This is a genomic window from Shinella yambaruensis, assembly GCF_022899355.1.
GTDB classification, from domain to species: Bacteria; Pseudomonadota; Alphaproteobacteria; order Rhizobiales; family Rhizobiaceae; genus Shinella; species Shinella yambaruensis.
Genome location: NZ_JALJCK010000017.1, coordinates 69,081 through 83,796, shown reverse-complemented (window position 1 = coordinate 83,796; position 14,716 = coordinate 69,081). Strand labels below are relative to the sequence as shown.

15 protein-coding genes are annotated in these 14,716 nt (G+C 65.6%); 3 read left to right on the top strand and 12 right to left on the bottom strand.

What is annotated here, in order from left to right:
* Nucleotides 1-1,221: a tryptophan synthase subunit beta gene (gene trpB / locus MUU56_RS29135; RefSeq protein WP_244770779.1), complete on the bottom strand. Its 1,221-nt coding sequence runs from the start codon at nucleotides 1,219-1,221 to the stop codon at nucleotides 1-3.
* A complete protein-coding gene (locus tag MUU56_RS29130) occupies nucleotides 1,218-1,901 on the bottom strand; it encodes a phosphoribosylanthranilate isomerase (protein WP_244770778.1) in 684 nt (227 codons plus the stop codon). Before MUU56_RS29130 ends, trpB begins: the two co-directional genes overlap by 4 nt.
* Before the next feature lie 130 nt (nucleotides 1,902-2,031).
* Here MUU56_RS29130 and MUU56_RS29125 point away from each other — a divergent pair, with 130 nt between their 5' ends.
* On the top strand, nucleotides 2,032-2,229 hold the full coding sequence (locus MUU56_RS29125) for a YqaE/Pmp3 family membrane protein (RefSeq protein ID WP_064331995.1): 198 nt from the start codon (nucleotides 2,032-2,034) through the stop codon (nucleotides 2,227-2,229).
* 24 nt (nucleotides 2,230-2,253) lie between these two features.
* Here MUU56_RS29125 and MUU56_RS29120 read toward each other — a convergent pair whose 3' ends face one another.
* The 9 genes from MUU56_RS29120 to MUU56_RS29080 form a co-directional block, all read right to left on the bottom strand.
* A complete protein-coding gene (locus MUU56_RS29120) occupies nucleotides 2,254-3,015 on the bottom strand; it encodes a M48 family metallopeptidase (protein WP_244770777.1) in 762 nt (253 codons plus the stop codon).
* Between the two features lie 219 nt (nucleotides 3,016-3,234).
* Nucleotides 3,235-3,669: a DUF2852 domain-containing protein gene (locus tag MUU56_RS29115; RefSeq protein WP_244770776.1), complete on the bottom strand. Its 435-nt coding sequence runs from the start codon at nucleotides 3,667-3,669 to the stop codon at nucleotides 3,235-3,237.
* Nucleotides 3,670-3,797: 128 nt separating this feature from the next.
* Nucleotides 3,798-5,090, bottom strand: a complete 1,293-nt coding sequence (gene phaZ / locus MUU56_RS29110; protein ID WP_244770775.1) for a polyhydroxyalkanoate depolymerase — start codon at nucleotides 5,088-5,090, stop codon at nucleotides 3,798-3,800.
* Nucleotides 5,091-5,268: 178 nt separating this feature from the next.
* A complete protein-coding gene (locus MUU56_RS29105; RefSeq protein WP_244770774.1) occupies nucleotides 5,269-6,291 on the bottom strand; it encodes a zinc-binding alcohol dehydrogenase family protein in 1,023 nt (340 codons plus the stop codon).
* Nucleotide 6,292: 1 nt separating this feature from the next.
* Entirely contained in the window at nucleotides 6,293-7,267 is a 975-nt protein-coding gene (locus MUU56_RS29100; RefSeq protein ID WP_244770773.1) for an ABC transporter permease, read from the bottom strand.
* Between the two features lie 28 nt (nucleotides 7,268-7,295).
* Complete coding sequence (locus MUU56_RS29095; RefSeq protein WP_244770772.1) at nucleotides 7,296-8,849, bottom strand: sugar ABC transporter ATP-binding protein; 1,554 nt, start codon at nucleotides 8,847-8,849, stop codon at nucleotides 7,296-7,298.
* An 88-nt stretch (nucleotides 8,850-8,937) separates the two neighbouring features.
* Entirely contained in the window at nucleotides 8,938-9,924 is a 987-nt protein-coding gene (locus tag MUU56_RS29090; protein WP_244770771.1) for an ABC transporter substrate-binding protein, read from the bottom strand.
* A 209-nt stretch (nucleotides 9,925-10,133) separates the two neighbouring features.
* Nucleotides 10,134-10,580 carry an RbsD/FucU family protein gene (locus tag MUU56_RS29085; protein ID WP_244770770.1) on the bottom strand — a complete coding sequence of 149 codons (447 nt, stop codon included), beginning with the start codon at nucleotides 10,578-10,580 and terminating at the stop codon, nucleotides 10,134-10,136.
* Nucleotides 10,581-10,606: 26 nt separating this feature from the next.
* Nucleotides 10,607-11,626 carry an aldo/keto reductase gene (locus MUU56_RS29080; protein ID WP_244770769.1) on the bottom strand — a complete coding sequence of 340 codons (1,020 nt, stop codon included), beginning with the start codon at nucleotides 11,624-11,626 and terminating at the stop codon, nucleotides 10,607-10,609.
* 193 nt (nucleotides 11,627-11,819) lie between these two features.
* Here MUU56_RS29080 and MUU56_RS29075 point away from each other — a divergent pair, with 193 nt between their 5' ends.
* On the top strand, nucleotides 11,820-12,698 hold the full coding sequence (locus tag MUU56_RS29075) for a GntR family transcriptional regulator (RefSeq protein ID WP_244770768.1): 879 nt from the start codon (nucleotides 11,820-11,822) through the stop codon (nucleotides 12,696-12,698).
* Nucleotides 12,699-12,708: 10 nt separating this feature from the next.
* The gene (locus MUU56_RS29070) at nucleotides 12,709-13,815 is read left to right on the top strand and encodes a mannitol dehydrogenase family protein (protein ID WP_244770767.1); all 1,107 of its coding nucleotides are present in this window, start codon (nucleotides 12,709-12,711) and stop codon (nucleotides 13,813-13,815) included.
* Nucleotides 13,816-13,891: 76 nt separating this feature from the next.
* Here the strand turns inward: MUU56_RS29070 and MUU56_RS29065 are convergent, their stop codons facing one another.
* Nucleotides 13,892-14,692, bottom strand: coding sequence for an aldolase/citrate lyase family protein (locus MUU56_RS29065; RefSeq protein ID WP_244770766.1), 801 nt, complete (start codon nucleotides 14,690-14,692; stop codon nucleotides 13,892-13,894).
* Nucleotides 14,693-14,716: the final 24 nt, after the last annotated feature.

Here is a 14,716-nt window from a genome sequence, read left to right as displayed (position 1 = left end):
TTAGAGCTCCATGCCGAGGATCTTGCCGACGGTGAAGATATCCTTGTCGCCGCGGCCGGAGAGGTTCATCAGGATGATCTGGTCCTTGCCCATCTTGGGCGCCCGCTTGATCACCTCGGCGACGGCGTGGCTCGGCTCCAGCGCCGGGATGATGCCTTCAAGCCGGGTAAGGAGCTGGAAGGCCTCAAGCGCCTCCTCGTCCATGATCGGCACATATTCGGCGCGGCCGATCTGGTGCAGCCAGGCATGCTCCGGGCCGATGCCGGGATAGTCGAGGCCGGCGGAGATCGAATGGCCTTCCTTGATCTGGCCGTCGGCATCCTGCAGCAGATAGGTGCGGTTGCCGTGCAGCACGCCCGGCGAGCCGGCGGTGAGCGAGGCACAGTGCTCGTCGCCGTCAAGCCCCTTGCCGCCCGCTTCGACGCCGACGATCCGGACGTTCGCGTCGTCGAGGAAGGGGTGGAAGATGCCGATGGCATTGGAGCCGCCACCGACGGCCGCGACCACTATATCCGGCAGGCGGCCTTCGGCTTCCAGCAGCTGCTCGCGGGCTTCCGTGCCGATCACGGCCTGGAAGTCGCGCACCAGCTCCGGATAGGGATGCGGGCCGGCGGCGGTGCCGATCAGGTAATAGGTGTCCTCGACATTGGTGACCCAGTCGCGCAGCGCCTCGTTCATGGCGTCCTTCAGCGTGCCGTGGCCGGCGGTGACCGGGCGAACCTCGGCACCGAGCAGCTTCATGCGGAAGACATTGGGCGCCTGGCGCTCGACATCCGTCGCGCCCATGTAGACGACGCAGGGGAAGCCGAAGCGCGCGGCGACGGTGGCCGAGGCCACGCCATGCTGGCCGGCGCCGGTTTCCGCGATGATGCGCGTCTTGCCCATGCGCTTGGCGAGAAGGATCTGGCCGATGCAGTTGTTGATCTTGTGCGAGCCGGTGTGGTTCAACTCCTCGCGCTTGAAATAGATCTTCGCGCCGCCGAGATGCTGCGTCAGGCGCTCGGCATAATAGAGCGGGCTCGGTCGGCCGATATAATGCGCGCCGAGCTGCTTCAGCTCCGCCTGGAAGGCCGGATCGGTCTTGGCCTTGTTCCACTCATCCTGAAGATCGAGGATCAGCGGCATCAGGGTTTCGGCGACGAAACGACCGCCGAAAATGCCGAAACGGCCGTCCTCGTCCGGACCCTCGCGGTACGAATTCAGGTTGGGTGACTGGTTCACTTGCCTCTCCCTGCGGCGGTCTGGCGTTCCGCTTCCCGTGCCGCTTCAAAAAATGCGTCCATCAGGCCGAGGTCCTTGACGCCCGGAGCGCTCTCGACCCCGGAACTGGCGTCGATGCCCAGCGCGCCGGTCAGCCTTACGGCCTCGGCGAGGTTATCCTTGTTCAACCCACCGGAAAGCATGTAATCGACGCTTCCGTCAAGCAAATGCATGAGCGTCCAGTTGAAGGAGACGCCGTTGCCGCCCGGAAGCTCGGAGCCCGCCGGGGGCTTGGCATCGAAGAGAAACCGGTCGGCGATGCCGATATAGGGATCGATCTTCTTCAGATCGTCCGCCTCGCGCACCGAAAAGGCCTTCATGACGGGCAGGCCGTAGACGGCCTTGACGTTCAGCACGCGCTCCGGGCTTTCGCTGCCGTGCAGTTGAAGGATGTCCGGCGAGAGCTGGTCGACGATCTCGTCGAGGTCGTCATTGTCGGCATTCACCGTGACGGCGACGATCTTCACCCGGCCACGCACCCGATCCGCGAGTCGTCCGGCGTCGGACGGCTCGATGTTGCGCGGGCTCTTGGGAAAGAAGATGAAGCCGATATGGGTGGCGCCGAGCGCCACGGCCCTGTCGACGGCCTCTTCGGTCTTCAGCCCGCAGATTTTGATGTCGAGTGGCGTTTCACGTTTCATGGGCGCAGGCAGTCGCACGAATCACCGGAAGAGTCGAGCCGAAAGACGGCGTCCAGGCCTCGGGAAGCGCCACCCTTGCGCCCGCTTCGAACGAGCCCATATGGAGGGGAACTGTAGTCTGGAGGTCCCCATGCGGCTCATCATCGCCATCCTTCTGCCCTTTCTCGTGTTCTTCACCATCGGGCGGCCGATTGCCGGCATCATCTGCCTCATCCTGCAGATCACGCTGATCGGCTGGCTGCCGGCGGCCATCTGGGCGGTCTATGCGCTGGGGCAGTACAATACGGACAAGAAAATCCGCGAGGCGCTGGCCGATCGCGGCCGCTGACCGGCCCTTCCGGCGAAAACCGCTTCAGCCGAAATCGACCGCATGCAGCAGGCTGCCGTTGCGCTTCAGCCAGCGCTTGGCATCGGCAGTCGTCGGACAAAGCTGCTCGCACAGCGCCCAGAAGGCCGGGCTGTGGTTCATTTCCTTAAGATGCGCCACCTCGTGGGCGGCGAGATAATCGATCACGCCGGGCGGCGCCATGGCGATGCGCCAGGAGAAGCTGAGCGCACCATCCGCCGAACAGGACCCCCAGCGGCTGCGGGTATCGCGCAGCGTCAGCGACTTCACGCGCTTGCCGATGCGGCCGGCATGCACGGCCACGAGGCGTTCCAGCTCCAGCCGGGCCTCCTTCTTCAGGAAATCGCAGATGCGGCGGGGAATACTCTCCTCCATGCCGCCGACACGCAGCACCGCCTCGTCGTCGATGATCAGGGCCTCCGTCAGGCCGCGCAGCCGGCCGGTCGCCTCGATGCGATGGGAGACGCCGCGGATCATCACATAGCCACCGTCCATGAGCTCGTTCGTCGTGCGGAACCTGGCGAGCTTCGTCATCAGCCAGCCCTGGTGGCGATCGAGGAAATCGCGGATCTCGCGCTCGGCAATGCCGCCCGGTACCGTCATGCGCAGCGCCCGCCCGCCCGGCTCGATGCGCAGGGTGAGCCGCGTCGCGCGAAAATCCCGCCTGATGGTGAGCGGCAGGCGCTTGCCGTTGACGTCCATTTCCCGCCGCTCCGGCGGAGGCGGCGTCTTCAGGGCCTTTCTGGGCTTGCGAAGCGAGGGGAACATGCTGCCTTTCATAGCCGATTCGGCCGAAACTGAAACGCCCCGACGAAAAACCGGCGCTCGAGGCGCCGGTCTTTTCCAGGGTCGCGATCCCTTACTCCTCCGTCATCCTCGGGCTCGACCCGAGGATCCACCAGCCGGCGGCATGGATGGTCGGGTCAAGCCCGACCATGACGGAGGGTGTGGGGACGGAATGCCCTATCTCCACGCGGTATCGTCCGCTCAGGTCGCCGGGAAACCCGGCACGTCGCCCTGGCCCTTGGCGCGGCGTTCGCGCATGAAGCGGTCGAATTCCTCCTGGTCCTTGGCGCGGCGAAGCTCGCGGACGTAGGAGTCGAATTCCTCACGCATCTCGTCGAGCTTGCGGCGTTCCTCGTCGAGGCGGGAGAGTTCGGCATCACGCCAGTCGTCGAAGGCGACGTTGCCGGTGGCGCCGCGGAAGGCGGAACCGGCGCGGCGGCCGAACTTGCCGCGGCAGGAGGCAAACATGCCGTCGACGGTGTCGTTGGCGTCTTTCTTGAAGGATTTCAGACGGTCGCCGAAGATGATGTAGGCGAGCATGGCAAGGCCGAGCGGCCAGAACACCACGAAGCCGAGCACCATCAGGGCGATGGTCGCAGGCGTCCAGTCCGGACGAATAAGCGCTGACTGGTTCATGTGCAATCTTCCTCACGATCGGCGGAAACCACCCTGGTTTCCGGTGAATCCGATGTGGGCAGAGCGCGGATCGCGTTCAAGACAATGCACCGACAATTCGGGCAAGTGCCTGAAAGCGGACCAAAAAATCAGGCGCCCGCGCCAGCCTTGCCGCCCTTGATGACGCGCGGCGTCACGGGCTTTGCCTTTTCGCCGCGGCCATGCTCGCCGATGAAGGACAGGATGCGCGGGGCGATCTCCCGGCGGAAGCGCGAGCCGTTGAAGACGCCGTAATGGCCGACATCCGGCTGCATGTAATGCATGCGCATGTGGTCGGGGATGTTGGTGCAGATCGTCTGCGCCGCCTTCGTCTGGCCGACGCCGGAGATGTCGTCGTTCTCGCCCTCGACGGTGAGCAGCGCCACCTTGCGGATCGCCGTCGTATCGACCGGGCGCGAGCGGTGCATCATCTCGCCCTTCGGCAGCGCGTGCTTCATGAACACGGTCTCGACCGTCTGGAGGTAGAACTCGGCGGTGAGATCCATGACGGCAAGATATTCGTCATAGAAGTCGCGGTGCTTTTCGGCCGCATCGCCGTCGTTCTTGACGAGATGGGCGAAGAATTCCTTGTGGGCGATGACATGGCGGTCGAGATTCATCGACATGAAGCCCGACAGCTGCAGGAAGCCCGGATAGACCATGCGCATGAAACCGGGCTGCGGCCACGGCACGGGCATGATGACATTGTCGCGGAACCATTCGATCGGCTTTTCTTCCGCCAGCTTGTTGACGGCGGTCGGGTTGATGCGCGTGTCGATCGGCCCGCCCATCAGCGTCATGGTGGAGGGCGACAGCGGATCGTTGTCGGCTTCCATGACCGCGACGGCGGCCAGCACCGGCACCGCCGGCTGGCAGACGGCGATGACATGGGTATCCGGCCCCAGCGCATGCAGCATCTGGATGACGTAGTCGATATAATCGTCGAGATCGAAGCCACCGTCCGACAGCGGCACCATGCGCGCATCCACCCAGTCGGTGATGTGGACCTCCGCATGCGGCAGCAGCGCCTCGACCGTGCCGCGCAGCAGCGTCGCATAGTGACCGGACATCGGCGCGACGATCAGGATCTTCGGGTCCTTGCGGTGGCCGGCCGGCAGACAGCGCTCGAAATGCACGAGATTGCAGAAGGGGCGCTGCCAGACGACCTTTTCATGCACGGAAACGCTCTGGCCGTCGATAAGGGTGGTCGGAAGGTCGAAATCGGGCTTGCCGTAGCGCCGGGTGCTGCGCTCCAGCACTTCGAAACCGGCGGCCATGGTGCGGCCGAAATAGGTGTGGGTGAGCGGATTGAGCGGGTTGCGGAAGGCGAGACGCATCTGGTCCGCCACGGCGCGCCAGGGTGCCATCACCGCATGGTTGAGTTCGTAGAGCTGATAATACATCGGACGCGATACCCCATTCTGGGTGCGGGGCTCAGAGCCCTCTGCACCGTGTCACCCCGGTTTCCGCAGATGCGAAAAGACTAGCATGTTTTCGCTGCGTGGCAACACGCCGCATGGACATCCTAAACCTGTGAACCTTTCGCGGGCATGAACGGATTTCAGGCTTTTCATCGCGGTTTCAGCTTTCAGGCGATATGCGCACGACGGCCTTGATGAGACCCGATTTTTCGGTCGCCCAGCGGGCAAGGTCGACCGGGACGCGCTCGAGCGTGGTGCGATGGGTCACCAGCGCCTCGACCGGCACGCGGCCCGCGCGGATGTTCGCCATCACATGCTCGAAATCGGCACGCGTGGCATTGCGGCTGCCGATCAGCATCATCTCGCGCTTGTGGAACTCGGGATCGGAAAAGCGGATGTCCTCCTTCACCACCGAAACCAACACGAGCGCGCCGCCATGGGCGACATGGTGGAAGGCCGCCTCCATGGATGGCGCATAACCCGTCGCGTCGAAGACGGCGTCGAAGCCTTCGCCGCCGGTGGCCGCCAGCACCGCCTCGGCCGCACCGGGGCCGGCAAGGATGCCCTTTGCCAGGCCGAAGCGCTCCGCCGCCATGGCGAGCCGCTCGGCGGAGGTGTCCATCAGGGTGACGTCATGGCCGGCGATGCGCGAGAAGAGCGCGGTGCCGAGGCCGATCGGGCCGGCGCCGATGACGAGGGCGCGCGAACCGGCCGGGGCCAGCGACCGGCGCACCGCGTGAGCGCCGATCGCCAGGAACTCCACCGTCGCCGCCGCTTCCAGCGACAGGCCGTCGGCCGGATAGAGATTGTCCGCCGGCAGCAGGATTTCCTCGCAGAAGGCGCCGTCCGTGTGCACGCCAAGCACGCGGATCGCCGCGCAGCAGTTCGGCTTGCCCTGCCGGCAGGCGACGCAGGTGCCGCAGGAGAGATAGGGGTTCACGACCACAGGCGCGCCGGCGGCGAGCGGGCTCGTGCCGGGATCGAGGACGGTCGCCGAGACCTCGTGGCCCATCACCCGGGGATATTCGAGGAACGGATGCTTGCCCTCGAAGATATGATAATCGGTGCCGCAGATGCCGACATGGCTGACGGCGACGCGCACCCAGCCCTCCGGCAGGCCGGCCGGGTTCTCGCGCTCGGCCGCCTCCAGGCGGCCGGGTTCCACACAGACGACAGCTTTCATCTCAACGGCTTCCGCGGCGGCGCAGCTGGTCGAAATAGACGATGACGATGATGAGGAGGCCCGTGATGATGCGCTGCCAGAAGGAGTTGATGTTGAGGAGGTTCGCGCCGTTGTTGATGGTCGCGAGGATGAAGGCGCCGAGCAGCGGTCCGTGCACCGAGCCGACCGCGCCGAAGAGGCTGGTGCCGCCGATGACGGAGGAGGCGATGGCCTGCAGCTCCCAGCCCTCCGCCTGCGTGGCATTGCCGATGCCGATGCGCGAGGCGAGCAACAGGCCGACGAAGGCGGCGCAGGTGGCCGACAGGATATAGGCGAGATAGATGGTGCGGTCGACATTGACGCCGGAAAGCCGCGCCGCCTCCTTGTTCGAGCCGACCGCGAAAAGATAGCGCCCCCAGCGCGAGAGATGCAGGAAGACGAAGGCGGGGATGGCCACCAGGATGACCATCCAGAACAGGCTGGGCACGCCGAGGAAATCGGCGCGGGAGAAGTTCGTGAAGCCTTCGTGGCTGATCGAGATCGTCGCGCCGTTGGTGATGAGCAGGCCGATGCCGCGCAGCGAGGTCAGCGTCGCCAGGGTGATGATGAAGGGCGGCAGGCCCATGCGCACGATGCCGAAGCCGTGGAAGGCGCCGATGGCGACGCCGATCAGCAGCGTCAGGATGATCGACAGCCAGAGCGGCACGCCCGCCTGCAGCAGCCAGGCGACGATGACGCTGGTGAAGCCGACGATGGCCCCGACGGAGAGGTCGATGCCGGCCGTGATGATGACGAAGGTCTGGCCGACCGCCAGGATCGCCGTCATCGCCCCCTGGCGCAGGAGGTTGCTGATGTTGTTCGGCGTCCAGAAGGCATTGGTGGAGACGCCCAGCAGCAGCCAGAGGAACAGCAGCAGCCCGAGAAGGGTCAGGCCGAGCAGGATGTTCGTGCCCTTCTTGGGTGCCGGTGCGCTTTCCGTCGTCGTGTCCACGCTCATGTTCTTCTCCCTTTTTTCGCGCGGCGGTTCAGATGCCGATGGCCTGGGTCAGGACGTCCTCATGGGTGGCCGCCCGGTGGTCATGGCTGGCGACGAGCCGGCCGCCCCTGAAGACGTGCAGCCGGTCGGCCAGTTCATAGACTTCCGGCAGATAGGACGAGATGAGGATGATGCCGGCGCCCTGCTTCAGGAGTTCGCCGAACAGGCGGTAGATCTCCGCCTTGGTGCCGACGTCGACCCCGACGGTCGGCTCGTCGAAGATGAACAGCCGCGCGCCATGGCTCAGCCACTTGCCGATGACGATCTTCTGCTGGTTGCCGCCGGACATGGCGGAGGCGAGCACGCGGCGCGACGGCGTCTTGATGCGCAGGTCGCGGATCTGCCGGTCGGCGTTGGCGGCCTCGTCGCCGCGGCGGATCGTCAGGCCCGAGCTCAGCCTCCTGAAAACCGGCAGGTTGATGTTGAGGCCGATCGGCAGGTTGAGGCAGAGCCCCTGGTCGCGGCGGCTTTCCGGGGCGAGCGCGATGCCGAGCTCCATCGCCTGGCGCTCGTTGCGGATATCGACCTTCGCCCCGTCCCAGAAGATCTCGCCGGCCGAGACCGGCTGGCGGCCATAGAGGCCGAGGGCGAACTCGCTGCGGCCGGCGCCGATGAGGCCGTAGAGGCCGACGATCTCGCCGGCGCGCACCGACAGCGACACATCGCTGAAACCCGGTCCGGACAGGCCGCGCGTCTCGACGATGACCTTGCCGACCGGCACCTTCTCCTTGTGGTAGATCTGCTCGATCGAGCGGTTGATCATCAGCGCGATCAGCTCGTTCTCGCTGGTCTCGCTTATCAGGCGCGTGCCGACATGGGCGCCATCGCGCAGCACCGAGACGCGGTCGGCCAGCTCGAAGACCTCCTCCATGCGATGGCTGATATAGACGATCGTCACGCCCTGGTCGCGTAGCCGGCGAATGAGCCGGAAGAGCTGGGCGGATTCCTGGCGCGTCAGATAGGCGGTCGGCTCGTCGAAGATGAGGAAGCGGATGCCGCGCATGGCGGCCTTGGCGGTGGCGACCAGCTGCTGCTGGCCGATGGTGAGGCTGCCGAGAAGGGCGGCGGCCGGCAGCTGGAAGCCGAGATCGTCGAGCACCGCCTGGGCCGCGCGCTCCATCGCCGCCTTGCGCATCAGGCCGTAGCGGTTCATCTCGTCGCCGAGGAACATGTTGGCGGCCACGGAAAGATGCGGGCAGAGCACGACCTCCTGGTGCACGGCATTGATGCCGCGGGAAATCGCCTCGTTCGGGGTGGCGAGCTGCACGGGCTTGCCGCACCAGAACACCTCGCCCGCCGTGCGGCGGATGACGCCGGTCAGGAGCTTGATGAGGGTGGACTTGCCGGCGCCGTTCTCGCCGACGATGGCATGGATCTCGCCGGCGAGGAACGTGACCGTCGCCGGTTTCAGCGCTTCCACGAGGCCGTATTTCTTCTGCAGTCCACGCAGTTCGAGGATGGGCGCGCCGCGCGGCACCGCTTCGGATTCGGCGAGCTTCGCCTCGTCTTCATGCCGATGGCTGAGCTCTTCAAGGCTGCTCATCGCTGTCTCCTCCCGACTGCGTGGAAAGCGTCCCGCCCGGATCATGCGGCCCGGGCGGGCGGATCGTCAAACGCTTCGCGGGAAGCGGTCAGATCTTCGGATTGAGCAGGGCGTCGATCTTCGGATCGGCCATGTTCTCCTGGGTCACCAGGTTCGCGCCCGTGTCGACGAACGCTTCGACCTTCTCGCCCTTGGAGACCGCGAGCGCCGTTTTCACGCCGTCATAGCCCATGCGGTAGGGATCCTGCACGACGAGGCCGGCCAGAACGCCTTCCTTGAGGAAGCCGACGGTCTTTTCATCCGAATCGAAACCGATGACCTTGATCTTGTCGCCGAGCTTGTTTTCCGCGATCGCCTGGCCGACGCCCTGCGCCATGATGAGGTTGGAGGCGAAGACGCCGACGAGGTTCGGATTGGCGGTGATGAGGTCGGTCATCATGTTGAGGCCGGTGGTGGCCTGGCCGTCCGCATACTTGTCCGCCACCACGGTCAGGCCCGGATATTTCGTCTTGACCTGGTCGAGGAAGCCCTCGCGGCGCTGGTCGAGCGAGCCGACGCCCGGCAGGCTGGTGATGATGGCGATCTCGCCCTCTTCCTTGCCCGTGGCGGCCTTGATCGCCGCGGCAAGGCCGTCTGCCGCGATGCGGCCGCCCTGGACGTTGTCCGTCGTCAGGAACGAGGTGAAGGCCTTGGAATCGGCGCCCGAATCGATGCCGATGATCGGCACGGACTTGGCCGCCTCGTCGACCGGCTTGCCGAGCGCCTTGAATTCCGTCGGCGAGATGACGACGGCGGCCGGCCCGCCGGCCACGGCGTTTTCGAGGATGCTGATCTGGCCGTTGATGTCGGATTCCGACTGCGCGCCTAGTTCCGGCACGTTGACGCCGAGATCCTTGCCGGCCGCGCGCGCGCCGGCGAGCACGATCTGCCAGTAGAAGGACGTCGTGTCCTTGACGATGATCGGGATGGTGACGTCCTGCGCAAGGGACGCGGCAGGGCTCATGGTGGCGAGGACTGCGGCACCCGCAAGCGCCGTGAAGGCGCGGCGAGACAGAAGCGATCTTACAATGCTCATCAGGTTTCTCCTCTCAAATGCTTCCCGTTCCTGTTGGGATCGCGTCGCGGGAAGCGGGCAACTCGATCTTTTATCGATAAAAAACATTTTGCAGGCAGGCTACACCTCCCTGCCTTTGCTGGCAAGCGAGGGCGTTCTCCGAAAATGCTGCGCTCGAAACTGCTCCAGTCCATGCCATCCGTCCTCCCAAACGATGGCCGCCGGGGCGGCTAGACCTGAAATACCTCGTGCGGGTGCACGACACCCTTCTTCAGAATGATATTGCCATACAGACGGAACTCCGTCGTGGCGACGATATAGGCCGCCTTTCTCGCCATCTCGTAGAAGGCGAAGCGCTCGACCGCATGCACCGTGAAATCGCCGGCCAGCCGGTGGACGAGATCCTGGAAGGTCGCGCAGACCTCGGGCACCGCCGCGGGATCGCCGACCACCTCCATGCGCCAGGCGGCCTGCGGCACGAAGGTATCGAGCGGCATATGCGCAAGGATCGCCTCGGTGATCGACACGGCATCGACCCCGTCGGCCCGGATGACCTTCGGACCGAGGAAACTCGACGGGAAATTGGCGTCGGCGATGACGATGTCGTCGCCATGGCCCATGGTCCGGATGGCGTGCAGCAGATCCGGCCCGAGCAGCGGATGAATGCCTTTCAACATGCCCTGGCGATCCTCCCAGATCGAAATCATTGCCGGACGGCGTTTTCCCCGAGGTCCGGCGCGACCACTGTATGCGGCTCGAAAGCCGGGTAAATGTCCTGCGGCAGGTCCATGCGTGCCAATGCCATGTTGCGGCGCAGGCTCTCCGGCTTCGCGGTGCCGATCAGCACCGAGGCGACGGCCGGGTGGCTGAGCGGAAACCGGAGCGCCGGCGCGGCGAGCGGCACGCCCCCTTGCTGCGCGATCGCCATCATCGCGCCGACCCTGGCCGCGACATCGGACGTTGCCGGCATGTAGTCGAAATGCGCGCCCTCCACCGGTCCCGTCGCCAGGATGCCGGAATTGAACACGCCGCCGACCACCAGGGAGGTGCCCTTCTTCCCGCACAGCGGCAGCAGGTCCGCGACAGCCGAGCGGTCGAGCAGCGTGTAGCGGCCCGCGAGCAGGATGCAGTCGAGCTCGGCGTTTCCGAGCACGTCGAGGCAGACCGGCACCTCGTTGACGCCCAGCCCATAGGCCTTGATGACGCCCGACGCCTTCAGTTCCTCCAGCGCCTTCAGGCCGGTCTCGAGCAGCTGGCGCAAATGGAAGGCGTTGCGCTCGGCACCGTGCGTGTAGACGCCGATATCGTGCACATAGAGAATATCGATGCGGTTCAGCCCGAGGCGGGCATGGCTGAGCTCGACGGAGCGCATGATGCCGTCATAGCTGTAGTCATAGCGCACGTCGAAGGGCAGCGGATCGACATAGCCGTAGCTCGGCACCTTGTCGTCGGCGACGGGAACCATGATGCGTCCGACCTTGCTGGACAGCACCCAGCTGCCTTTCGGCTTGTCGCGCAGGAAGTCCCCGGTGCGGCGTTCCGCAAGGCCGAAGCCGTACCAGGGCGCGGTGTCGAAATAGCGCAGGCCCTCGTCCCAGGCAGCCTGAAGCGTTTCCATCGCCGCGTCACGCGGGCAGGCCCGGTAGAGACCGCCAAGCGCCGCTGTGCCGAAGCCGAATTCGGTCACAGCCAGGCCCGTCCTGCCGATGGTGCGCGTCTTCATTGAGCCTCCCCGCCGGCGTCCTCCCGCCGACGTTTTGTCTTTTATCGACAATAGACAGATCACCGTCAATGGGTAATATGCGGGAAGGAGGAAACGGGGGGATGACGACGCCGGCGCTTCAGGCGGCCCGCGTCCGGCCTTTCGCCCGGTCAGCCCGCAAGGGACGCAACAGACCAGAGAACCGGCGGCACCCATGGCCAAGCAGAACACCGTCTTCAAGGACGCCTTCAATCGCTGCCTGAAGCTCCTGGAGCAGACGGCAAACCTGCCCTCGGAGCCGGAACTCGGCACAACGCTCGGCGTCAGCCGCACGACCGTTCGCGCGATCCTGACCCGGCTGGAGGAGGTCGGCCTTCTCACCTGGGAGAAGCGGCGCAAGGTCGTGCTGCGCAAGCCGCTCGCCGCCGATTATTTTCCGACCGAGGAAACGGATTCGCTCTCCGAGATCATCGAACGCAGCTTCATGCGACGGATTCTTGCCGGCGGCGCCGAGCCGGGCATGCAGATCAACGAACTGGAACTCGCCCGCGAGATCGGCATCGGCACGACGAGCGTGCGCGAATTCCTCATCCGCTTCAGCCGCTTCGGCCTGATCGAGAAACGGCCGAACAGCCATTGGGTGCTGAAGGGCTTCACGAGGGACTTCGCGCTGGAGCTGACGGAAGTGCGCGAGATGTTCGAGCTGCGCTCGGCAACCGCCTTCGCCCGCCTGCCGGAGGATCATCCGGCCTGGCGGGAACTCGACGCGATCGAGGCGATACACCACGCGATCCTCGCCGATATCGAAAACCGCTACCGGGATTTCTCCGAGCTCGACGAGCGCTTCCACCTCCTCGTGCACCGGGCCTCGAAGAACCGCTTCATCGTCGATTTCTACGACGTCATCGCCATCGTCTTCCACTACCACTACCAGTGGAACAAGACGAATGCCCGCGAGCGCAATGCCCGGGCCCTGGAAGAGCACCTTGCCTATATCGCGGCATTGCGCTCGCGCGATCCGATCGAGATCGAGCTGGCCTGCCGGCAGCATCTGAAATCCGCGCGCGAAACGCTCCTGCAATCGATCAACTGACGAGGACGGCATGGGCACGCCCATCCTGCAATTCGGGACCAGCCGCTTCCTGCAGGCGCATGCGGACCTCTTCATCGGCGAAGCGCTGGAGAGGGGCGAAGCGCTCGGCCGCATCACGGTCGTCCAGACCACGGGCGCCCCGGAGCGCGCGGGCCGGCTTGCCGCGCTCGCGGCGCCGGGCGGCTATCCGGTGATCGTGCGCGGACGCAAGGACGGGCGCGCCATCGATTGCGAGCAGCAGGTCACCAGCGTCGCGCGCGCGCTTTCGGCGGCAAACGACTGGGATGCGGTGCGGCAGGTCTTTCGCGAGGAGGCCGAGGTCGTGCTCTCCAATACCGGCGACACCGGCTACGCGGCGGGGCCGGACGACCTTGCCGGTGCCGTCCCCGCTTCCTTTCCCGGCAAGCTGCTGGCGCTTCTGCACGACCGTTTTTCGGCGAACCGGCGCGGGCTGACCCTCCTGCCTTGCGAACTCGTTTCCCGCAACGGCGACGTGCTGAAACGGCTGATCCTCGACCTGCAAGCCGATCGTTACCCGGAGTCCGATTTTCGAAGCTGGCTGTGCGGAAGCGTGATCTGGGGCAATACGCTGGTCGACCGGATCGTCTCGGAACCGCTGGAGCCGGCCGGGGCCATCGCGGAACCCTATGCGTTCTGGGCAATCGAGAACCAGCCGGGCCTGACGGCGCCGTGCAGCCACCCGGCCATTCTGCTCGTCGACGACCTGACGCCCCATGAAAAGCTCAAGCTGCACATCCTCAATCTCGGCCATACGGTGCTGGCGGACATCTGGATGACGGAGAACAGGCCGGCAGAGGAGACGGTGAGGGCTATTCTCGGCGATGCCGGCGTGCGGCAGAGGCTTCTGGCGATCTACAGCGAGGAGGTCGTGCCCGGCTTTGCCGACCGGGGGTTCGGCAGGGAAGCGGAAGCCTATGTCGCGGCGACCCTGGAGCGCTTCGACAATCCCTTCCTTGAGCACCGTCTTAGCGACATTGCCAGCCACCATGCGGAAAAGCGCGTTCGCCGCATCGGCGACTTCATGGCCTGGACACCGGGCGTGCCGATGCCGATGCTGACGGCGATCGCGGGAGCGGTTCCGGTGAAATCCGGTTGAGCAATACGGACATAAATTATTGTTCTTGCTGTATTTCCAGCCGAATCAGTGCATTCGGCCGGAGATGCGGGCACGGTCAGTAGCCGCCGCCGCGCTTTTCCGTCCCCTCTTCGCCGAGGAAGGTGCGGCGCAAGGCCCCGGCGGCCGATACGAGGCAATTGACGTCGGTGCCGATCGCCATGAAATCCGCGCCGAGATCGCGGTAGACCGCCGCCTGCGGCAGCGACACGGTCATGATGCCCCGCGCCTTGCCGTGGGCCTTCGTGCGCGCGAAGATGTGGGTGATCGCCGCAAGCACCTCCGGCGCGCCGGGATTGCCGAGGAGCCCCATGTCCGCGGCAAGATCCGACGGGCCGATGAAGATGCCGTCGACGCCCTCCACCGCCGCGATCTCGTCGATCGCGGCGAGGCCGGCCCGGCTTTCGACCTGCACGATGAGGCAGATCTCGTCATTGGCGGTCGTCAGATAATCCGGCGTGCGATTGAAGTCGCTCGCGCGGCCGAGGCCGGCGCCGACGCCGCGGATGCCGTGCGGCGGATAGCGCACCGCGCGCACCAGCGCCTCGGCCTCGGCCGCCGATTCGACCATCGGGATGAGGAAGGTCTGGGCGCCCTGGTCGAGCAGCTGCTTCAGGACCCAGGCCTCGCCCATCGGCGGGCGGACCATGGCATGGGTCGGCGAGCGGTGCAGCGCCCCGATCTGCGCGCTGATCAGCGGCATGTCGTTCGGCCCGTGCTCACCGTCGATCAACAGCCAGTCATAGCCGCTGCCGGACAGGATTTCCGCCGCATAGGCGCTGCCGAGCGCTGCCCACAGGCCGAGCTGGAACCGGCCTTCGCGGAGCGCGGCCTTGAAGGTGTTTTTCGGTGCTGCCACGATTTTCCCTCTCAAACGAAACCG